At 61.8% G+C, this 21170-nt stretch carries 19 protein-coding genes; 6 read left to right on the top strand and 13 right to left on the bottom strand.

All coding sequences use genetic code 11. From position 1 onward, the window contains the following. Positions 1–80: 80 nt before the first annotated feature. Entirely contained in the window at positions 81–974 is an 894-nt protein-coding gene (locus tag CH256_RS21765) for a LysR family transcriptional regulator (protein WP_037189106.1), read from the bottom strand. 157 nt (positions 975–1131) lie between these two features. Between CH256_RS21765 and CH256_RS21760 the strand changes: the two genes are divergently transcribed. Continuing rightward, positions 1132–2250: a tartrate dehydrogenase gene (locus CH256_RS21760; protein ID WP_371828424.1), complete on the top strand. Its 1119-nt coding sequence runs from the start codon at positions 1132–1134 to the stop codon at positions 2248–2250. Positions 2251–2490: 240 nt separating this feature from the next. Continuing rightward, positions 2491–3990 (top strand): aldehyde dehydrogenase family protein, encoded by a 1500-nt coding sequence (locus CH256_RS21755; protein WP_094670548.1) that lies wholly within the window; start codon positions 2491–2493, stop codon positions 3988–3990. Positions 3991–4074: 84 nt separating this feature from the next. Here CH256_RS21755 and CH256_RS21750 read toward each other — a convergent pair whose 3' ends face one another. Together CH256_RS21750 and CH256_RS21745 are read right to left on the bottom strand one after the other, a co-directional pair. Further along, a complete protein-coding gene (locus tag CH256_RS21750; RefSeq protein WP_037189108.1) occupies positions 4075–5469 on the bottom strand; it encodes an MFS transporter in 1395 nt (464 codons plus the stop codon). Then, a complete protein-coding gene (locus CH256_RS21745; protein ID WP_052047456.1) occupies positions 5466–5924 on the bottom strand; it encodes a MarR family winged helix-turn-helix transcriptional regulator in 459 nt (152 codons plus the stop codon). The genes CH256_RS21750 and CH256_RS21745 overlap by 4 nt, the downstream gene beginning before the upstream one ends. A 208-nt stretch (positions 5925–6132) precedes the next feature. On the opposite strand from CH256_RS21745, the gene CH256_RS21740 reads away from it, so the two are divergent. Continuing rightward, complete coding sequence (locus tag CH256_RS21740) at positions 6133–6984, top strand: IclR family transcriptional regulator (protein ID WP_176460810.1); 852 nt, start codon at positions 6133–6135, stop codon at positions 6982–6984. Positions 6985–7073: 89 nt separating this feature from the next. On the opposite strand, the gene CH256_RS21735 is transcribed toward CH256_RS21740, so the two are convergent. The 8 genes from CH256_RS21735 to CH256_RS21700 form a co-directional block, all read right to left on the bottom strand. Beyond that, positions 7074–7841, bottom strand: coding sequence for an SDR family oxidoreductase (locus tag CH256_RS21735; RefSeq protein ID WP_094670547.1), 768 nt, complete (start codon positions 7839–7841; stop codon positions 7074–7076). A gap of 54 nt (positions 7842–7895) precedes the next feature. Continuing rightward, on the bottom strand, positions 7896–9332 hold the full coding sequence (locus tag CH256_RS21730; protein WP_230596198.1) for a sugar porter family MFS transporter: 1437 nt from the start codon (positions 9330–9332) through the stop codon (positions 7896–7898). Positions 9333–9788: 456 nt separating this feature from the next. After that, positions 9789–10121, bottom strand: coding sequence for a cupin domain-containing protein (locus CH256_RS27785; protein WP_141216753.1), 333 nt, complete (start codon positions 10119–10121; stop codon positions 9789–9791). A gap of 194 nt (positions 10122–10315) precedes the next feature. After that, positions 10316–10738, bottom strand: coding sequence for a nuclear transport factor 2 family protein (locus CH256_RS21720; RefSeq protein ID WP_037189110.1), 423 nt, complete (start codon positions 10736–10738; stop codon positions 10316–10318). 45 nt (positions 10739–10783) lie between these two features. Next, positions 10784–11773, bottom strand: a complete 990-nt coding sequence (locus tag CH256_RS21715) for a ketopantoate reductase family protein (protein ID WP_037189111.1) — start codon at positions 11771–11773, stop codon at positions 10784–10786. 23 nt (positions 11774–11796) lie between these two features. Continuing rightward, entirely contained in the window at positions 11797–12588 is a 792-nt protein-coding gene (locus tag CH256_RS21710; RefSeq protein WP_037189112.1) for an HpcH/HpaI aldolase family protein, read from the bottom strand. Between the two features lie 32 nt (positions 12589–12620). Then, positions 12621–14075, bottom strand: coding sequence for an aldehyde dehydrogenase family protein (locus CH256_RS21705; protein ID WP_037189113.1), 1455 nt, complete (start codon positions 14073–14075; stop codon positions 12621–12623). A 39-nt stretch (positions 14076–14114) separates the two neighbouring features. Then, the gene (locus tag CH256_RS21700; RefSeq protein WP_037189114.1) at positions 14115–14936 is read right to left on the bottom strand and encodes an SDR family NAD(P)-dependent oxidoreductase; all 822 of its coding nucleotides are present in this window, start codon (positions 14934–14936) and stop codon (positions 14115–14117) included. Between the two features lie 147 nt (positions 14937–15083). Here CH256_RS21700 and CH256_RS21695 point away from each other — a divergent pair, with 147 nt between their 5' ends. Together CH256_RS21695 and CH256_RS21690 are read left to right on the top strand one after the other, a co-directional pair. Continuing rightward, positions 15084–15923 carry a hypothetical protein gene (locus CH256_RS21695; RefSeq protein WP_037189180.1) on the top strand — a complete coding sequence of 280 codons (840 nt, stop codon included), beginning with the start codon at positions 15084–15086 and terminating at the stop codon, positions 15921–15923. An 82-nt stretch (positions 15924–16005) separates the two neighbouring features. Beyond that, a complete protein-coding gene (locus CH256_RS21690) occupies positions 16006–17496 on the top strand; it encodes an NAD-dependent succinate-semialdehyde dehydrogenase (RefSeq protein ID WP_037189115.1) in 1491 nt (496 codons plus the stop codon). Positions 17497–17622: 126 nt separating this feature from the next. Here CH256_RS21690 and CH256_RS21685 read toward each other — a convergent pair whose 3' ends face one another. Next, positions 17623–18669 carry an NAD(P)-dependent alcohol dehydrogenase gene (locus CH256_RS21685; protein ID WP_037189181.1) on the bottom strand — a complete coding sequence of 349 codons (1047 nt, stop codon included), beginning with the start codon at positions 18667–18669 and terminating at the stop codon, positions 17623–17625. A 98-nt stretch (positions 18670–18767) separates the two neighbouring features. Beyond that, positions 18768–19430 carry an SDR family NAD(P)-dependent oxidoreductase gene (locus CH256_RS21680; RefSeq protein WP_037189116.1) on the bottom strand — a complete coding sequence of 221 codons (663 nt, stop codon included), beginning with the start codon at positions 19428–19430 and terminating at the stop codon, positions 18768–18770. A gap of 497 nt (positions 19431–19927) precedes the next feature. Here CH256_RS21680 and CH256_RS21675 point away from each other — a divergent pair, with 497 nt between their 5' ends. Further along, a complete protein-coding gene (locus CH256_RS21675) occupies positions 19928–20632 on the top strand; it encodes a serine hydrolase (RefSeq protein ID WP_176460809.1) in 705 nt (234 codons plus the stop codon). Positions 20633–21170 lie beyond the last annotated feature (538 nt).

Here is a 21170-nt window from a genome sequence, read left to right as displayed (position 1 = left end):
CCTCAAATGTCCAATACGTTTTACCAAACGCGGTTATCGATTACGCCGATGCTCGGATTTGCAAAGAATCTCGGTGATGCTCAGTTCGGCACTTCTCCGGCATACTTCTGGGCTTCGTCCATCAGCACTCGTGCCGGGGGAGTCATGTGTGTCAGTCGGCACACGGCGGCGATGTGCAGGTACGACTCCGGGACGATGCGGCGAACTTTGGCACCTGCCTGCTCCGCCGACGCCGCCCAGGCAGAGGGAGTGACTGCGTGGCCGAAGCCGCTGAGCACCATGGGGAGGATGGACGTGCGATGCGCGACCTCAGCGGCGATTGTGGCAGGGATCCCGCTGGCGAGAATGTCGTCCACCAGCGATCGCATCAATGACCCCTGCTGAGAAGCGATCAACCTCAGCCCGGCCAGCTCCGACCGCTGGATCTCAGGCCGGTCGGGTAGATCCGCGTCGGGGCTCGACAGCAGTAAAAGAGGCTGGCTCTTGAACGTCACCACCCGCAGGTCCGGTGCCTGAACGGCCTTGGGTGAGCCGAGAATACCGATCTCGCTGACGCCGGTGCGAACCGCTCGGAGGACCTCTTCAGGGGTGAATGCGGCTTGGGCATTCACGGTTACGGCCGGAAACATACGACCGAACGCGGTGAGGATAGTGGTGAGGGGCTCAATTCCGGGTGATGGCATCGTGATCAGGTCGAGGCGTCCGCCCCGAAGTCCTTTCAAGCCATGCACAGCTGCTTCCGCGTCGTCCAGATCGCGCAACACCACTCGAGCCGGCCCTACCAAGGTTTCGCCGGCGTCGCTCAGTACGAGTCGCCGACCGATGCGATGGAACAACGGCACTCCCAGTTCGCGCTCCAGTCCGGCGATGGCCTGAGAGAGAGTGGGTTGGGCGATGAGCAACACTTCGGACGCGCGATTGATGCTTCCTTCATCGACGATGGCCAGGAAATACTTCAGCTTTCGTGCATCCACTCGAACCTGCCTCCTTGTTGTGCGGGTCGTGAGTTCGATGCAGTCTAGCTGCGGTCGAACCCTTCCTATTGGTCGAGCCTATGAGCGGCATCGAAACTTGGTATTGGACGGGGGGTAGCTTGCGCCGTCTTAATTAGTGGGATTAAGCGTGATCTGTCTGACATCGGAGGTAGTAGTGGGCTCGCAGTCGACCACGTATCGGATCGCGTCGATCCCCGCCGACGGTGTCGGCTCAGAAGTGGTGGACGCGGGCAGAACCGTGCTGGACGCCGTGGCTGGGCAATCCGGCGGTGCGTTCGCCTTCGACTGGGACGAGTTTCCCTGGGGTAGCGAATATTACGCGAGGACAGGCAAAATGATGGCCGACGACGGGCTCGAGATATTGAGAACCTACGACGCCATTTATTTCGGTGCCGTGGGGTGGGGGAACGTCCCGGACCACATCAGTTTGTGGGGTCTGCGCCTGAACATCACACAGAACTTCGATCAGTGGGCGAATGTGCGACCGGTGAAGTTTCTGCCCGGAGTGCAATCCCCGTTACGCAAGGCTGACGACACAGAACTCGACTGGGTCGTTGTCAGGGAGAACAGTGAGGGCGAATACGCGGGCCTCGGTGGACGCAACCTTGGCGGGCGCGGTCCTGGTAACGAGGTGGCACTGCAGACGTCACTGTTCACCGACAAGGGCTGCGAGCGGATCATACGTTTCGCATTCGATCTGGCGCGGACTCGCACTGTCGCAAAAGTCTCGTCTGTCACCAAGTCCAACGCCCAGCAGTACGGCATGGTGCTGTGGGACGAGGTCTTCCGTCGAGTTGCAGTGGACTATCCCGATGTTGCCACGGAGAGCGTTCTGGTCGACGCGATGAGCGCGAAGTTCATCCTCCACCCTGAGGAACTGTCCGTCGTCGTCGCGTCGAACCTCAACGCCGACATTCTCTCCGACCTTGGATCCGCACTCGCCGGCAGCCTCGGCATCGCAGCGAGCGCCAACCTCAACCCCGAGCGCCGCTACCCCAGCATGTTCGAACCCGTCCACGGATCGGCACCCGACATTGCAGGCAAAGGCATCAGCAACCCTATCGGCGCGATTGCCAGTGCAGCCCTCATGCTCGATCACTTCGGACGTCACGCCGAGGCCAGACAGGTCGAAGCCGCCATCGAAGCCACCACCGCTGGGGGAGTTCTCACTCGCGACATCGGCGGCACAGCAGACACCAAGGCCGTCACCGATGCCATCGTGAGCGCGCTACGGACCGCACTCACCCCATTGTGACCCGGTGCATCAGACCCCGGTCGGCTCGATATGACCCTTGTCGAGCCGACCGGTTCCAACGAAGTTCCACCCGAGCGTCCGCGTAGTTTGGGCCGAGCGGCACACCAGATGTGAAATCCTTGTACGCGAATCATTTTCGGCTCGTGGACGCACAGCCCGCGTCCGAATTCAAGAACCGTCAAGTCGGTTGACGCTCCACCGACCGATGCGGTGTCGTCGATAATTTTCGAGAGGATGCAAGTGAGTACGGATCTGCAGAATTTTGTACTTTTGGACAGTGCGCAGAGTTTCCTGGCGAGGGAGGTGCACCACCCCTTCGTCGACGGGCGCGGTGTTCCGGTTGATTCCGGTGAGACTCTGACGACCGTCAATCCGTCTACGGGTGAGGTTCTCGCCCGGATCGGTGCAGGCGGCGAGTCCGACATCGACCGGGCGGTGGTCGCGGCCCGCCGCGCCTTCCACGGTCAGTGGAGCACCTGGTCTCCCTACGAACGTCAAGCTCTATTGACACGTATCGCGCACATCATGGACGACCGTTTCGACGAACTGATCCAGATCGAAGCACTGGACATGGGTGCCCCGGTCACGAGGTTGCGCAACTCCAAGGCGGCCTTGATGAAGATGTTGTCGTTCTTCTCGACGCAAGCGGCGAACATCTCGGGTGAGACATTGATGAATGGCATCCCTGGCGACATCGCCACGATGACGTTGAAAGCTCCGGTGGGTGTCATCGGGGGGATCATCCCGTGGAACGGCCCGTTGGGCGGCCAGTTCTGGATCATCGGTGCGGTCTTGGCCAGTGGCTGTACCACCGTACTCAAGCCCTCCGAGGACGCGTCGCTGTCCGTTCTGAGAACGGCAGAGATACTGCACGAGGCCGGCGTTCCCGCCGGCGTCGTCAACGTGGTCACTGGCTTGGGCAAAGATGCGGGCAACGCGCTGGCCAGTCATCCGGACGTCGACCGGATTGCTTTCACCGGATCGACGCAGACCGGCCGCAGCATCATCAAGGCCTCGACTGTCAACATCAAGGGCTTACAGCTCGAGCTCGGTGGCAAATCCGCCGACATCGTTTGCGCCGATGCAGATTTGGACAAGGCGGTACCAGGAGCAGCCATGGGTGTGTTTGCCAACTCCGGTCAGATCTGCTTCGCCGGAACGCGTGTGTTGGTTCAGCGGTCCATCGTCGATCAATTCACCGAGCGACTCCTGAAGTACATGGACGAGATCCGGGTCGGACACAGCCTCGACGACGCGGCCACCCTGGGTCCGATCATCTCGCAGCCCCAGTTGGACAAGGTCATGGCCTACACCGACATCGGCCGTGAGGAAGGAGCCGAACTGCTCCGTGGCGGCGAGCGGTTGGGCGGCGATCTCGGCAGCGGCTATTTCATGGCACCGACCGTGTTCGGCGGTGTGTCGAACGATATGCGTATCGCCCGCGAGGAGATCTTCGGACCGGTGCTCTCGATTCTTCCCTTCGACGACGTGGACGAGGCTATTCACATTGCCAACGACAGCGACTACGGACTCGGCGGTGCAGTGTGGTCGCAAGGTCTGTCGACCGCCATGAGGGTGGTCCGTGGAGTGCACACGGGCACGATGTGGGTGAACTGCTATGGATACATCGATCCCATGGTCGGCTTCGGAGGCACCAAGTTGAGCGGATACGGAGCCAAGGGCAACGCTGCCCACATGGACAACTACCTCTACACCAAATGCGTGTACATGGAGCTGTGACGACTCGCTGACCCCGAAAAGTGGGCCCTTCTTCGATTGTGTTGCCCTACTGGGCAATCAACGGAAGGGGCCCACTTTCTTGTCTCAACCTCGCGACGTCGCCGCTCGACGGTAAGCGAGCAACCCCGCGAGAACGACTGCGGCGCACACCATGATGAACATGCCCGTCCGGTGCAGGCCGTCGTCGTCGACGACCGGACCTGCGGTGATCTGCAAGACGACCACCGCAAGATTTGCTCCGACGAAGGCGATCGTCCGGTACATCCCGATAGCGGTGCCGACATCGTCGACCGAGGTCGTCGCATTGATGAGGCTTTGATTGCCGATGTTGTGGAAGCCGTTGGGGATTCCGAGTACGGCAGCGACCAGAAGCAGAACGTAGATCGGGGCGGTGCTGGACTCGACGGTGGCAATCAGGGTGCCGCCGACGAGCATCATGACCGTGCCGGCGAGAAGGGTGCGTCGCGCGCCGAACCGGCCGTACACGCGGGCTCCGATGACCGTCGACAGGACGGTGACGCCGGCGACCGGCAGCATGGTCAGACCGGTCTCGATGGGTGTCATTCCCCGAGAAGCCTGCAGCCACTGTGGAATGCCGAAGAACACGCAGTAGAAGCACGTGTAGGTGATGAGTGCACCGCACAGAGTCGCAGCCAGCGCACGGTTCTGGACGAGAGCGCGAACGTCGAAGAACGGTTGGTCCGTGCGACGTTCCCACACCACGAACAGCACGAACGCGACCGAAGAGACGGGGAGTATCCACCATCGGACGGTGTCTCCGATCGACACCAGAAAGACCATCAAGGATGCCACTGCGGTGACGAAGAACGCGATACCGATTCCGTCCATGGCTCCGAGAGCTTCTCGCACGGACACCGTGGACCGACCTTCGTTTCCAACGTCGACCGACAACACTGCGATTGCGCTGATGGCCACGACGGGAAGGTTCACCCACAGGATCGACTGCCAGCCGAACGTTCCGACCAGAAGACCGCCGACGGTAGGTCCGAGCGCAGCAACGGACTGGCCGCACATCACGATGGTGGTGAGCGCAGTGCGAGTTTGCTGCCCGTGGAGTTCTCCGTATGCGCGCACCATGGTCATGGCGTTGGGCATATGCGCCGAGATCCCGATTCCGAGAACAACGTACGACGCGATCAACGTCCCGATGTTCGGTGCGAAGGCCCCGCAGACGGAACCCAGTGCCACGAAAGCCAGACCTGCCAGAAACACTCGACGCGCGCCGAGCATCGATCCCAAGCGACCCGCCATGGGCGCGCAGACGGCGGTTGTGATGTACATGGCCGAGATGACCCACGAGACGTTGGCGCTCGGGCCGAACTGAGCTGCGATTCCGACAATGGCCACAGCGATCATGGACGAGTTGAGCGGTTGAAGCACGGTTCCGGTGGCAGCGGCTCCTCGGACGCTGAATGGAATTGATGTTCGCGTCGGCTCCGTGTCGGTACTCCGCGTCATTCGCGCACCGCTCGATCGTCGACGCTGTCGCCGACGACGGGTGCGCTCGACAGGCGACGCAGCAGGGCACCGGCAGCGAAGAGCACGTCACGTTCCACCGCACTGCAATGCGTGTCCAGTGCGTTCGCCAGCCACTCGTCGCGCTTGCGGCGGTCGGCTCCGAGCTTGGCCTTTCCCTCCTGCGTGATCGAAATAATCTGCGCGCGACCGTCATCGGGGTCTTGGATGCGTGTAACCAGTCCGCGCTCTTCCAGGAGTGTTACCGTCCGAGCCACGGTCTGCGGTGTCACCCGCTCCACATTTGCCAGTTCACGGGCGCTCATTGCGCCGATGCGGTCGAGATTCCCAAGGGTCTGAAGCTGGGTGGGCGTCAGTAGGTGGCCAGCAACGTTCGCTCGAATAGCGCGGTTGAACAGCACGATGTCTTCTCGGAGTCCATCGACCCGATCGTCCACGTGACCCTCCTTATTGATAGCCAGCATTGCTTATCAACATACGCCCATAAACGTGTTTTCGGGGGTAAGATGGCGGATAAGTAGCCAGCATCACTGGCTAATATCCGGTCGGTCGGGCGTGAGTGCGGCGTGACGCATCATGGTGGGCCGGAGCATTAGGATGAGTGGTACGCGGCGAACGACGGAAGAAATGGGTCGGACTCGAACGATGGCACGGTCTCATGCATCGAATGGCCTCGATGAGGTGGTGGAAAGCCCGGACGCGGCCGGCAGCCTGGAGAAGATGCTCCACATTCTGGAACTGTTCAGCGAAGCCCAGCCGATGTGGTCCACTGCCGCGATCCTCGAATACCTCGATACGTCTCGATCGACGGGGTATCGGTACATCAAGACGTTGAACGATGCCGGGTTGATCGCCGCGGTGCGTAACGGGCAATACACTCTCGGTCCCCGCATCATCGAGATGGATCGTCAGATTCGCGAGACCGATCCACTTCTACTGGCCAGCCGCGGTGTGCTGGAGGATCTTGTCGACAACATCGGTCACTCCGCGTTGTTGTGTCGACCATTCGGCGACTCGGTCCTCTGTGTCGGTGAGTACCGCGCTCCGCTCAGTCCGGCCAACCGTTTTTCTCGCGGTGAACGGCGTCCGTTGTTTCATGGAGCGGTGTCCAAAATAATCCTGGCGTACCTTCCACATCACCGGCTGAAGGCGTTGTACCCGCGTCAACGTGAGCAGATCCAGCAGGCGGGTCTGGGAGATTCGTGGAGCGCTTTCCGTACGACTTTGGGAGCATTCAAGAAAGACGGTTTCGTCGTCACGGTGGGGGAGTTCAACCCTGGCGTCTGCGGAGTCGCGGCACCTGTTCTCACCGGACAGAAGACGGCACTGGGAAGTGTTGGGGTGGCGTGGGATGTGAACGAGCGGCGCGATGTCGACGTGCAGCGGGCAGTGACGGCCGTGAAGCTCGCAGCGTCGAAGATTTCGGACGGAGTGGCCGACATCCAACGTCGCGCCGACGCTGCCGACGTTGCGGGACCGGTCTCGAGTTCCTTGTGATCGAATCTCCCAAGCAGACAAGGCAAATCGCCGCCAGACGAGTTGCTCTCACACTGTCTGACGGCGATTTGCCGGTACCGGAAGGTCGGTCAGAGACCGACGGTCTGACCTCCGTCGATCACCATTGCATGACCTGTCGCGAAACTTCCGAGGTCTGACGAGAACCACAGAACCGCAGACGCGATCTCGGCGGCGGTTCCCATGCGTCCGACGGGTTCCTGGCCGATCACACGAGCCCTGCCTTCCGGAGTGCCGCCCGAAAACCTGTCCATCATGGGCGTCTCGATGATTCCGGGACAGACCGCATTGACTCGAATGCCCTGGTCGGCGTAGTCGAGCGCGGCAGACTTGGTCAGTCCGATCAATCCGTGCTTCGCAGCGACGTATGCCGCCTGCCCTCGAATCCCGATGACACCTGCTCCCGACGACGTGTTGACGATGGATCCGCCACCGTTTTTGAGCATCGCGGGAATCTGGTACTTCATGCAGAGGAAAGCGCTTCGCAGATCGATGTCGATCAGCCGTGTCCACTCGTCTTCCTCGATGTCGACCAGTGGTGCGGCCGGCTGTTCGATGCCGGCATTGTTGAACGCGATGTCGAGCCGACCGAATTCCTCGACGGTCCGCTCGATTGCGTTACGAATGTCGCTGGAGGACGAAACGTCGCAGCGTATCGCTACCGCTCGACCGCCGTGTTCGGCTGCGAGCCTGGCGCTTTCGTCGTTTCCGACGGCATCTATGTCAGCCAGAACCACGTCCGCACCTTCGCTCGCGAAGGCCAAGGCGGTTGCGCGGCCGATTCCGCTGCCAGCTCCGGTCACGAATACAGCTTTTCCGGCGAATCTGCGTTCAGTCATTTTCGGGTAATCGCATTCTGCTAGGTGAGTGAGAGAGGTCTGCTCTGCGTCCGGTTACGAACCGGCTGCCGACGCGGTGCCGCGAGCTCGCATCTCGATTTCCACTTCTTCGAGGGTTCGGCCTTTGGTCTCGGGGATGAACCGAAACGCGAACAGTGCGGCAAGAACGTTCAACACCATGAATCCGCCGAACACCACCACGGACCCGAACCGCTCCGCGAGGATCGGGAAAAGGAACGAAATGAGTGAGTTCGCAATCCAGAGCCCACCGAGCGAGGCACCCATAGCAAACCCACGGATAGGCAGGGGGAATAGTTCCGACAGCACCAGGAAGCCCGTCGTTCCGAGGAAGGTCACCATGAAGCCCGTGACCGAGAGCATGAACAGCAGGATCAGGTACGAACGGACGGTGGACTCGGGCATCATGTACGTGACCAGGAGCCCGAAGTGTGACACAGCGACACCGATGAAGCCGAACATCATCATCTTGCGTCGTCCCATGAGGCCGAGGATCCACATTCCGATGATCGTGAAGATGATCATCGCAATACCTACCGTGACGGATGCGAGCAGAGCGGCGGATCTGGTCAGGCCGGACGTTTCCAGGACTGTCGGTGCGTAATACATGACCACATTGATTCCTGTGGTCTGCTGAGCAACCGCCAGAATGATGCCGACCATGATCAAGCGCTTCATCCACGGTTCGTTGCGAAGCACGGCGAGGACGGATACTTTTCCCTTGATCTGATCGTCTTCGACGATCGAAGAAATCTGCTCGTACTCGGCTTCGACCCGTTCCGCCACATGGGCACGTCGGAGCACGTTTTTCGCTTCGTCCCACCTCTGCTTGCTCGCGTACCAACGCGGGGTGTCGGGTAACGCGAGCATGCCGAAGAACAGGGCGACGGCAGGGATCGCAGCGATGCCGATCATGTAGCGCCACACCACCGAGCTGTCGACAAGGTTTGCCAGCAGCGCGTTGAGTACGAAGGCAAGGAACAGTCCGACGGTGATCATCAACTGATTCATCGTGACGATGCGGCCCCGCTGCGACGCCGGTGCCATCTCGGCGAGATAAAGCGGCACGACGACGGATGCGACTCCGACCGCGTAACCCAAGGCAATTCGTCCTGCGACCAGAATTGCGACTGTCGGAGCGAGAGCACAGACGATGGTGCTGACAATGAATATGAAGCCAGCGATGACCAATGACTTTCTGCGTCCCAAGCGATCCGCGATCGGGCCACCCAGGAGTGCACCTGCTGTCGCGCCGGGGAACAGTAGCGAGGTGACCACCAACCCTTCGCTGACGGCGGTGAGATTGAAGTCGTCGCGCAGATACACGAGTGCACCCGCGATCACGCCGGTGTCGAGCCCGAAGAGCAACCCGCCGATACTGGCGATCAGCGTCAGACGGAACAGAAACGTTCTGGGGTCTTCGCGACTACCTTGGTCGGTCGAGACCCGCGTGGAGTCCAACTTGTCGGACACAGAAATTCTCCTTCTTGATGAACGGGCTGTGCCGCGGAAGTTCGCATGTCTCGGTCGATGTCCGGTCTTGCGGTCGGTCTTCGGCAACAGTGTGGGTGCATCCGTGGTTGGCACGGCAGCGGCAGGTTCTATGGTGTGGAAGGCGCGGCGTGGGCCACGGGGCGGGCGGTAGTGTCCGCGCTGCCTGGTGGTCTACGCATCGATGGAGTGCCGCATCGTGCAGTTGCTGCCCGAAGTGACGGCACTCACATAATTGAAGATATCCTGCCATATGGGAAATAGTCAACAGTTTGGTAAGAACTGTCGCGCGCTGTCGCCGTGCGATTCTTGAAGGAGCAGGATCCAGGGTGTAGGACATCGGCCCAGGATGCGACTGCTTCGGTAATGTTGACGGACAACAGATTCCGGTTCAGCGGCCGATGCGGCGAGGGAACCGGAATCTTCGGTCGGCGGGAGTCAGCGAGTCGCGCTGATGTGCACGGCGGAGACCACGCAGAATTCGTTGGTCCGGTTTCGCCACGCGTGCTTGGTTCCACGCTGAATGATGGTGTCGCCCGGCCGCATGATCGTCTCGCCGGTGTCGAGTAAGACACATGCCTCACCCGAGATGACGGTGACGATGTCGATGGTGTCCGTCGTGTGCATACCCGGGGGATCTGTCGAGTCGATCGCATCTCCTGCGCCCGATTCCGCCAGGATTCGCGCGTAGCCGCCTTCGTAGTCCCACTCGTTGTCTGGGGCGAAAGCGGTGATGACGTAGTTGTATCCGGCCGGCGGGGGCGGAATCACGGCGGCACTTGGAGGGCCGTTCGGAGCCGTGACCGGAGTCGGAACCTCGGTTCCCTGCCATAGGTGGTTCCGGGTGTAGCCGTCGGCTACCAGTCGGTCGGTCGTAGGACCATCACTCGTGATAGTTGACAGGCCTTCGTCGTCAAGGCCTGTGACGATCAGGCGAGACTGAAACTCGCGGTGCTCTCCGGTCATCAGTGACCCTTCCTTGCGTTGTCGAATGTCGCCGACTCGCGCAGCAGTGCTTCGTCTACAGGTGCATTGTCCACATAGATTCTCTGGTCCACGAACTTCCCGTCGACAATGGTGATCCTCGAGGCGGCCTTGATCTCGACGACCTCGCCGCCGCGCAGGGTCCAACGACCGAGAGACTCGAAGAAGACGACACCGCCGTCCTCTTCCCAAGCGTTGACGAGATCGTGTGCGAGTGATTCGACCCTGTCCAGCGCGGCGCTGAAGGCCAAGACGACGTTCTCCCGCCCGACAATCTCTGGGCTGTTCCCGAACGTCAGAGTCATGTTCTCTGCGTAGTACTTTGCGAATTGTCGAGGATCGTTTTTCTGCATGGCCGTGTAGTACTCGGTGAGCAGAACGATCGTGTCGGATGTTGCGCGCATGGGTGCGATCTCCGTAATTGACAGTGGTAGGTGACGTCCAACGGTTCAAGCCGGGTCGCGGTAGAGGCCAGAAGCACGAGCTCGTTGAGTGACCAGTTCGATCACGAAAGACAACGTCGGTGTCGGTACGTGAGCCAGTGCGGCCAGCTCGAGAGGGACTCGAAACAGGGCGTCGATCTCCATGGGTCGGCCGGCCTGCAGATCCTGGACAACGCTCTGAAGATGAGTCGACGCCGATTGCTTACGTAGAACTTCCTCCGCATCGGCCGGTTCGCATCCCAGCGCTCGGGCGATGGCGCTGTTTTCCGTCGCCATCGTCAACGCGGTCGCGGCGATAGAGGGTTTGTCGAGGACATCCTTCATCACGGAGCTACTCAGTACGCCTAGCGCGCCACCGACCAGATTCATCGACAGTTTGGCCCAGACGGCGTCGCGGATCGTCGATGTAGTGGTCGCTTCGAGCCCGCTCGAGTCGAAGAGCGACGCAATGGCATTCACGCGACTGTCGACTCGACCATCGGGCCTGCCGAGTATCAGCCTGTTGCGTGGATTGACCGCAGCGATTTCGCCTGGTGCAACGACGGTTCCCGCCGTGTACGCCACGGCACCCACTGTGCGATCGGGACCGATGAGCGAGAACAGGGAGCCATCGGGATCCAGTCGTCGTAGGTCGGTGCCGTCCAGAGGTCCACCGTGGGAGTGGAAGTACCACCAGGGAATTCCGTTGGAGACGAACACGACGAGGCTGTCGTCGTGCAGCAGCGACGCGATGTCTGCGGCGATGGACGGAAGCGTAGGGGCCTTGACCGTGACGAACACGATGTCCTGCGGCTCGAGATCGCCCGGGCGCTCGGTCGCGAACGGATGCGAGTGCAGTTCACTGTCGTGGGTCTGCACCCGAAGGCCGTGTTCGCGCACAGCTGCGAGATGGGGGCCTCGCGCGATAACCGAGACCTCGGGTCCGCCCTTGCCTGCGGCAAGACGGCCCGCGAGGTGTCCCCCGACGGCTCCGGCTCCGTAAATGCATACTTTCATGGGCATGTAGCTGCTTTCTCGCGTCAGGAGAACTGCTGACGCTTCTGTGCGGCGGCACCGGCGAGGAACGAAATGTCGTTGCCGGTCGAGACATATCCGGCACCCATCTCCAAGTACTGACGAATCAGGTCCGGACGACCGCCCATACCACCGATTCCCACAGTCTTTCCGCCGGCCTTGCATGCAGCGATGACGCGCAGGTACGCCTGGTGAATCTTCGGATGATCCACCTGCCCAGCGACACCCAGTTCGACGCTCAGATCGTTGGCGCCAACGAGCACCACATCGACTCCCTCGACGGCCGCGATGTCCTCGGCCGCGTCGAGACCCGCCTGAGATTCGATCATGACGATGACCATCGACGCCTGGTCCAACTCGCGCACGACTTGTTCAGCGGGAAATGTTCGATAATGCAGTTGGGGGGCTGCCCCGGCAAGCGAGCGCTCACCGAGCGGCGCGTGCTTGACGGCTCGAACAGCGGCCCGCGCTTCGTCGGCAGACGCAACACCCGGAACGACGATTCCCATTGCGCCGGAGTCCATCACGCGTGCGATGAGCGCCGGATCGAGGTCAGGAACGCGGACCAGAGGGGTGACACCGAGATGATTGCACGCCATACATATCTGGCCTGCATCCTGAAGTGAGAAACTGCTGTGTTCGAGGTCGATGTAGACGGTGTCGAAACCCGCGGTATATGCGATCGACGCGATATCGATTGTCCGGACGAGGCGTACGGTCATCGAGTAGACGGGTTCGCCTCTGGAGAGCTTCTCTTTGGCGAAATTGTGCAGTAGAACTGGGTTTTCGTCGCTCATGTACTGTGGTCTCCTGTTTGATCTGTGTGTGTTCAGCCGAACAAGGCGGGCAAGTCGCTCGCTTCGTCGTCGAACCCGTAGACAGACTTGACTTCCAAATATTCCTCGAGGCCGAGCCTGCCCATCGAGCGACCGATTCCGGATTGCTTGTAGCCACCCATCGGTGTGTGGGAGTCCGTTGCTGCGCCGTTGACACTGATGCGTCCGGCGCGAATGCGGTTCGCCACCTTCTTGGCGTTCACGAGGTCGCCCCCGAACACGTAGCCACCGAGGCCGTAGGGGGAGTCGTTGGCAATGTTCACTGCTTCGTCCTGGTCGCGGTAGGGAAGCACGACCAGAACGGGTCCGAATACCTCCTCGCGGGCGATCGTCATCTTCGGTGTGACTCCGGTGAACACCGTCGGTTGCACGAAGTAGCCGCGGTCGATGCCCTTCGGTCGGTCGACGCCGCCCGTTTCCAGCACGGCGCCCTCGTCGATGGCGGTCCGGATCAGATCCTGGATGGATGCGAACTGGGCAGCGCTGACGACCGGTCCCATGGTGGTCGAACTGTCCAGTGGGTCACCGATGCGGAAGCGTTCCGCCTCGTCGAGGAGGAACGGGATGACTTTCTCGATCTGGCTCTCGTGCACCAGCATTCGGCTGGGGGCGTGGCACGACTGGCCGGTGTTGACGAAGCATCGCTGGATGTTCCATCGTGCGGCCTTCTCGAGGTCGGCGTCCGGAAGGACGATGTTCGCAGACTTGCCGCCCAGTTCGAGGCATACCCGCTTCACAGTGCTTGTCGCCGCTGCAGCTCCCACGAGCTTGCCGGCACCGGTGGATCCGGTGAACGAGATCATGTCGACGTCGGGGTGATGGGACAGCCGGTCACCTACTTCGCGACCGGTACCACTCACCAGGTTGAACACGCCGGCGGGGACACCGGCTTCGTGGAGCACCTCGGCCAAAAGTACGCCGCTGGCAGCGGATTCGACGCTCGGTTTGGCGACGACGGTACACCCGGCCGCCAAGGCGTAGATGATTTTGATGACGCCCGTCTGAACCGGCCAGTTCCACGGCGAGACCAACGCGCACACGCCGATCGGTTCGCGACGAACGATCGCTGTGCCGACCCTCGACTCGAACGGATAGCCGCGCAGGATGTCGCGGGCAACCTTCATATGATCGGCCGGTCCTGCGACCTGTGCACGGTTCGAGACCGGAATGCCGACCTCCTGTGCGATGAGCTCCGAGAATTCGTCGAGGCGCGACTCGTACACCTCGATTATGCGGTCGATCAACGCGATTCGACTCTCGACAGAGGTCTCGGAGAAGGTAACGAATGCGCGCCTCGCGGCCTCGACCGCGAGGTCAGCGTCTGCAACGCCACCGAGTGCGACGGTGGCGAACGGTTCCTCGCGCGTGGGGTCGATCAGTTCGAGCTGTCTGGGTGCGATGGGCTCGACCCATCGACCGTCGATGTACAGGTGCGGGTACTGCCTCATGGTCGAGCCTTCCTCGGGGTAGATGTCACGTCGGGTGGCCTAGCTGCTGTGTGTGTAGCCCCCATCGCACGCAATCGTCTGCCCTGTCACGAATGCGGACGCAGGTGTAGCCAGGAAGAACATGATTCCGACGAGATCGGTCGGCACCATTCCGCGTGGAATGCACTGAAGCGACTGGGCGCGCTGGCGCACCTCGGCCGTGGGGTTGATGACTCGCTCGACCTCGGTGGCGACCGACCCGGGACGAATACAGTTGACGGTGATTCCGTGGGGACCGAGCTCGCGCGCCAACGAGTTGGTCATACCGATCAGTGCGGACTTCGAAGTCACGTAGTGCAGGTAGTTCACCGTGCCGCGGGTCACCGCATCGGAGGAGATGTTGACGATGCGACCGAAGCCCGCCTTGCGCATGTGAGCCGCCACTGCCCGGACGCAGAGGTAGGTCCCGGTGATATTGACCCGCAATACTTGTTCCCACTGTGCGACGGGAATTTCGTCGAAGGGTCCCTTTTCGATGGTCGCGAACACGGATGCGTTGTTGATGAGTACGTCGACACGGCCCCACTTCGCGACGACGGTATCCACCATGGCACCGACGGCCTGCTCGTCGGCGACATCGACCCGCACGGCCAACGCGACTCCGCCTGCGTTCTCGATCTCGCCGACGACAGACTTCGCCCTGGCTTCGTCGAGATCTGCAACGACGGCCAGAGCCCCGGCTGCAGCGAACTGTCGTGCGATCTCACGTCCGATGCCTTGTCCCGCACCGGTCACGATGACCACCCGATCTTCCACGCTGAAGTCGCGCGCCGAAGCGGGAACTCCCGAATCCTGTGGGGCGTGTGTGAGCGCTGTCGTCATGTCGTTCCTTGTCGAAGTCGCGGTGTGTTGTGTCTCGGTGACTGCGGGATTGTGACCCGCATCTATCTATTATTGGACAATATCCCGAACTGTGGGATATTGTCAACGGAGTTCGGATCGAACATCCACGTGGTGAAGGAGCAGAACATGCGAGTGAGTAGGGCATCGGAGACCGGTGAGGAAGCCGTCGGCACAATGCGTGAGGGAAAGCTCGAACAGAAGCATCTACTGTTCGGTGTGGACGGCTCGCCCAACAACTACGACCTGAACACCGGCTACACCGGTAGCGGTGGGTGGAGAACCCCGCGTCACCGGCACGACTTCGATCAGGTCCGTTACGTCGTCGAGGGTCGGCTGCCGTACTCGGAGACCGACTACCTGGAACAGGGTTGGGTCGGCTACTTCCCGGAGAGTGTCCATTACGGACCGCAGGAACGTGAAGAAGGTTTGCGCACACTGGTTCTGCAGGCAGGTGGAGCCAGCGGCAACGGCTATCTCTCTGTGGCGCAGCGTGAGGCGACCAACGCCGAGCTGAACGAAAAGGGTGTTTTCAAGAAGGGGCTCTACCACTACACCGATGAGAATGGCGTGGAGCAGACCTCGGACGGTTCGCAGGCGATCTTCGAACACGCCACCGGCCGCAAGCTCGAGTTTGCTCCTCCGCGATACACCGACGTAATCGCCATGAACCCAGAGGCGTACGACTGGATCCAGCAGGGTGACTCGGGCGTGTGGGACAAGTGGCTCGGTAACTTCACCGAACGCAACCTCCGCCTCGGGTTCGTCCGCCTGGACGCAGGGGCGACCTACGGGGCCGGACAATTCTCGTCGATCGAGATTCTCTTCCAGCTCGACGGCAACGTGCTTGTCGGCGGCGAAAAGTACGGTGCCGAAACAGGTTACGAGTTCCTGGCCAACGAGGGGCCCGTGACCATCGAAGCTGTCGAGCCCACAGAATTCTTCCGCGCGGTACTGCATACCTTCTGAGCCTGCTTGCGCCGCATGCTCGCGAGTTGGACGGCCGGCGACGGGACGACATTCCATCACCGGAAAGTAGGCTGAGAACACCATGACTACCCAACTCGGCGACTCTCGTTCGTCCCAACGAGCAAGGGCGGCTATCGCCGCAGTCCCCACCGGTGTATTCATCGGTGGGGAATGGGGAGAAGCGGCATCCGGTGACCGTTTCGAGGTCATCAATCCGGCAAATGAGCACGTCATAGCGACGGTAGCGGACGGAGGGCCGGGGGACGCGCGTCGTGCCATCGAGGCCGCGGGCCGCGTCCAGAAGGAGTGGACCAGGACCTCTCCCCGCGAGCGGAGCGAGCTCCTGCGCCGGGCGTACGAACTGATGCTGCTCGAGCAGGAGGACCTCGCACACATCATCACCAGCGAGATGGGCAAGCCCATCGAGCAGGCGAGAGACGAGGTCGCCTACGCAGCCGAGTTCTTCCGGTGGTTCTCGGAGGAAGCCGTTCGCATCGGCGGCGACGTCACAACGACGGGTGACGGAAAGAATCGCATCATCGTCTCTCGTGAACCTGTCGGACCATGCGTTCTCATCACGCCGTGGAACTTCCCCCTTGCGATGGCTACGCGCAAGATCGGGCCGGCCATCGCGGCAGGATGCACCGTGGTGTTCAAACCCGCGAATCTTGCACCGCTCGCGTCCCTCGCACTAGTGGACATTCTTGTTCGGGTCGGCCTGCCCAAGGGCGTCGTCAACGTCGTGTGCACGACCGATGCTTCGGCTGTCGTGTCGCCGTGGATGGCCAGTGGAATTGCCCGCAAGATCAGCTTCACAGGCTCGACGGCGGTCGGTGTCAGGCTTCTCGAGCAGGCGTCCCAGCACGTCATGCGGTCGTCGATGGAGCTCGGCGGCAACGCTCCGCTGATCGTGTTCGAGGATGCGAACCTGGATCGAGCCGTGGAAGGCGCGTTCGCGGCCAAGATGCGGAACATGGGCGAGGCGTGCACGGCGGCCAATCGCATTCTCGTGCAACGATCGGTCGCAGATGAGTTCGCCAGGCGGCTGGCAGCGCGGTTGGGCGCGCTCACGCTCGGGGACGGCGTCGACGCGGGTACGGAAGTCGGCCCTCTCATCGATGCGAAAGCCCTGGCGAAAGTCGAGGATCTCGTCGGCGATGCCGTCCGCGGAGGAGCCGAGGTGATCTGTGGCGGTACGAGGCCGGACCGTCCTGGCTACTTCTACTTGCCGACTGTTCTCGCCGACGTGCCTGCCGACGCGGACCTCATGTCCGAAGAAATCTTCGGGCCCGTGGCTGCCATAGTTCCGTTCGACTCGGAGGACGAAGCCGTGCGTCTCGCCAACGACACCCCGTGGGGTCTCGCTGCGTACCTGTTCACCCAGGATGTCGATCGAAGCTTCCGGGTCGGGGATGCCCTCGAGGTCGGCATGGTAGGTCTGAACACGGGCATCGTGTCCAATCCTGCTGCGCCGTTCGGCGGCGTCAAGGCGTCCGGTTTGGGGCGCGAGGGTGGACGGGTAGGGATCGACGAGTTCCTCGAGTACAAATACATGGCGATACCGCGCGCCTGAACGGCACCGGAATCCGTCCGGCACGCAGAACCTGCAGTGCCGACTTCACGGAGACGACGGCACCGACCGTCGGCGCAAGCACCTTTCGGGCTTGCACCGACGGCCGGCACATAGTCGGATTGGGACTCAGACGAATGTCGCGGTATCGATGACGAATCGGTAGCGAACGTCGGAGGCGAGCACTCGTTCCCACGCGTCGTTGATCTTGTCCGCGGAGATGACTTCGATGTCGGCTCCGAGATGATGCTCGGCGCAGAAGTCGAGCATTTCCTGAGTTTCGGCGATCGATCCGATGGCCGATCCTGCAAACGTTCTGCGGTGGGGGATGAGCGAGAAGACCTGCAACGGAAGGGGTTCTGCAGGAGCACCCACATTGACCATCGCGCCGTCGACGGCGAGCAGGGACAGGTGTGCGTTCAGATCGATCGAGGCGCTGACGGTGTTGATGATCAGATCGAACGTGGACGCGAGCTTGTCGAATGTGTCCGGGTCGCTGGTTGCGTAGTAGTGGTCGGCTCCCAGTCGAAGTCCGTCCTCCTGCTTCTTCAGCGACTGCGACAGAACCGTCACCTCGGCACCCATCGCGTGGGCAATCTTGACGGCCATGTGGCCCAACCCGCCCATGCCGACCACCGCGACCTTCTTGCCGGGACCTGCTCCCCAGTGGCGGAGCGGCGAATAGGTGGTGATCCCGGCGCACAGCAGAGGCGCGGCGGCGTCGAGGGCGATGCCCGCGGGAATCTTGACGACGAAATGTTCGGTGACGACAACCTGCTGGGAGTAGCCACCCTGGGTCGTCGTGCCGTCGCGGTCGGTGCCGCCGTAGGTCTGAATATTGCCGACGAGGCAGTACTGTTCCAACCCTTTGACGCATTGGGCGCATTCGCCACACGAGTTGACCATGCACCCGACTCCAACGCGATCGCCGACGGCGTGCGTGGTGACCTCGGATCCGACTTCGGCCACCGTTCCTGCGATCTCGTGACCGACGACCAGCGGGTACGGCACCGGGCCCCATTCGCCTCGCGCGGTGTGAATATCGGAGTGGCAGATGCCGGCGAACTCGATGTCGATAAGGACGTCGTGCGGTCCGAGATCGCGGCGCTCGATCGTGATGGGGGACAGGGGCTGGTCGGTTGCGGTGGCGGCGTAGGCCTTCACGGAAGTAGTCATGTGATCAGCGAACACCGTGGACGGCGATCGAGGGAGTCTCTGAGAAAGGGTGTACCGGCAAGGTGCCCTTCGTCGACGCTCGACCGCCGGCTCCGGGCTCAGTCGAGAGGCGCGACGAAGATCCGGAATTCCTTACGCTCGGTGTGGATCTCCCACAGAGACTGTGCGAGGGCATCCGGCTCGTGCGAGGGCTCACCTGCACCAATTCCCCGCGGGATGATCAGCTGACCGACGTGCAGACCCTCGGGTGCGAGGGCATCGTGCAACAGTTGCGCGTAGGCGCTTTCCCCGGCGAACGCGATCGAGGTGCCCGCGACGGAGGCTCCGGGGCGAACAGCGCTCGACCCGTTCACGAACAGCACCGTGCCGCGCCCGAGGGTGCGCATTCCGGGCAGCACGTGTGTCACGGCCGTGACAGGACCGTAGATCGAGAACTCCACCGGACCGGCCAGATCCTCGGCGCTGGTTTCCAAGACGGGCTTCATGAACTCCTTGGCCGGCACGGGGCTGTATTGCAGTACCTCGATCGGGCCCAAATGCTCGACTGCTGAATCCAGTGCTGCCGTAAGCGATTCAGCATCCCGTACATCGGCGGCGAAGCCACGGGCGGTGATCCCTTCGTCGACAAGTCGGGCGGCGATGCGGTCGACGTTGTCCTGGTTCCTGGAAATCAGCGCTACTGCGAGTCCTTCGCGTCCGAAGCGGCGAGCCACGGCGGAGCCGAGACCTTCACCCGCACCGATGATTGCGATCGTGGTCATTTGTCTTAACTCCTCGTGTTGGGTTGTGAGTACCGATTCCTGTCCTTCCCACACTGTCGTGTCGACGGCCGAGTGGCAAGTTCGATGCCGGCGGTGACCTGGTCTTTCGTCCACTGAGTGGTTCCCTGTCAGTACACCCCACAGCAGGGACTCCCGCCGTCACCGTTCCCGCTGTTTACTCGACCCCGTGCCCCTACGACAAACGCCTTCCATGAGGACTTCTCGTGCAGAGCGCTGAGGTGCCGCGTCAGCGGTTCGCTCGGGCCGGGTCTCGAATTGCAGTCGGCCGTGCTGCTGTGACTGCAGTCGTCGTCCTCTCATTGTCTGTATCGGCGCCGATGCACTGCACTGCAACCGACCTGGTTACTGCTCCGAGCGCTGTCGAGAGTGCGGGACCATCTGCCGCGACGGCCACCGAAGTGTCAGGATTCGACGCGGCTCGCCTCGAAGTGCGAATGCGCACGGCTACCGAGGTCGGGGCGCTGAACGGTGCGCGAGTGTCTATCGCTTTCATGGACCGTGTCAGCAGGAGCCGGGCCACCAACGGCAACGAGGAGCCCATCGAAACCGCATCGGTGTCGAAGCTCTTCATCGCGGACGATCTGCTGTTCCGTGACGATCGAGGTGAGGTCGATCTGAGCGGAAGTGACATGGCGCAAATCGACGCCATGTTGCGCTCCTCGGACGACTCCGCGGCCGAGCAACTCTGGAACCGGTTCGGGCGCAACGACATCGTCGAGCGCGTGGCTGCTCGTTATGGGTTGCCCTTCACATCGGTGCGGCCGGGCGACGAATGGTGGCGGACTCGAACCACGATGAACGATGTGGTCACCTTCTACTCCGCACTGATCGACGGTGCTGGTGGTCTTTCGCCCTCTCGGTCGGTTGCGATTCTCTCGAACTTGGAGAACTTTACGCGTTTGGGTGCGGACGGCTACTACCAGCGTTTCGGACTTCCCGACGCGTTGCCAGATGAGAGCGAGCTCGGGGTCAAGCAGGGGTGGATGTGCTGCGTGGGCAGTGACTGGATCCATCTGTCGACCGGGTTCGTCGGTCCAGACCATCGCTACGTCGTCGCAATCGCCTCTCGTGAGTCCGCGAACACGTTCGGCGGAGGTTCGGTCGGTGCGGACCATGCTCGCCGGACCATGACCGCGACGGCGTCCGCGCTGTTTCCCTCGGGCCGAATCGATCTGCGCTGAAACCCCCAAGGTCACACCCTGAGTTCAACTCCGCGTGGTCTCGTCGTTTTCGAGTAGTTCTCGGCTTTGGGAGCGGACGATCACTGCGTTCAGGACTTCTCCGCAGCGAGGGCAAGAGGACCGGCAGTCCCGGACATCGGGCGAGTTCAAACATTGGCCCCACGATTCGAGGACCAGCAACTCGAACGCCGGGTCCATTCCTTTGGTGATCCGAGCCGATCCGCCCGGCTAGGTACACCGACCTACGTCTTCTCGTCGGTGAGCCTGCGCAAGCGACGGGCCTGCACGTCTTTCGGTGCTTCTGTGTCGGCGACCATCGGTGAACCGTGGATTGGAATCGAGGGGTACGTCGGCTCCTGCCGATGTCGCATTTCGCTGCCGATAGGCGCGCTGAAGATCGGGGTGAAGTGAACAGTGCAATGGTCGCGCCTCGGCCGTGGGCGGCGGGCATGCAACGCTCTCGAGCGCTCTGGACACGACGTCGGGTGTGGTTCGACACCACGCCCGACGTCGCTGAACAATTGGGATCGTCGACGGT

This window comes from Rhodococcus sp. 05-2254-6 (genome assembly GCF_002258565.1).
In the GTDB taxonomy this organism is placed as follows: Bacteria; Actinomycetota; Actinomycetes; order Mycobacteriales; family Mycobacteriaceae; genus Rhodococcoides.
This window is presented reverse-complemented; position numbering and strand designations above follow the sequence as displayed.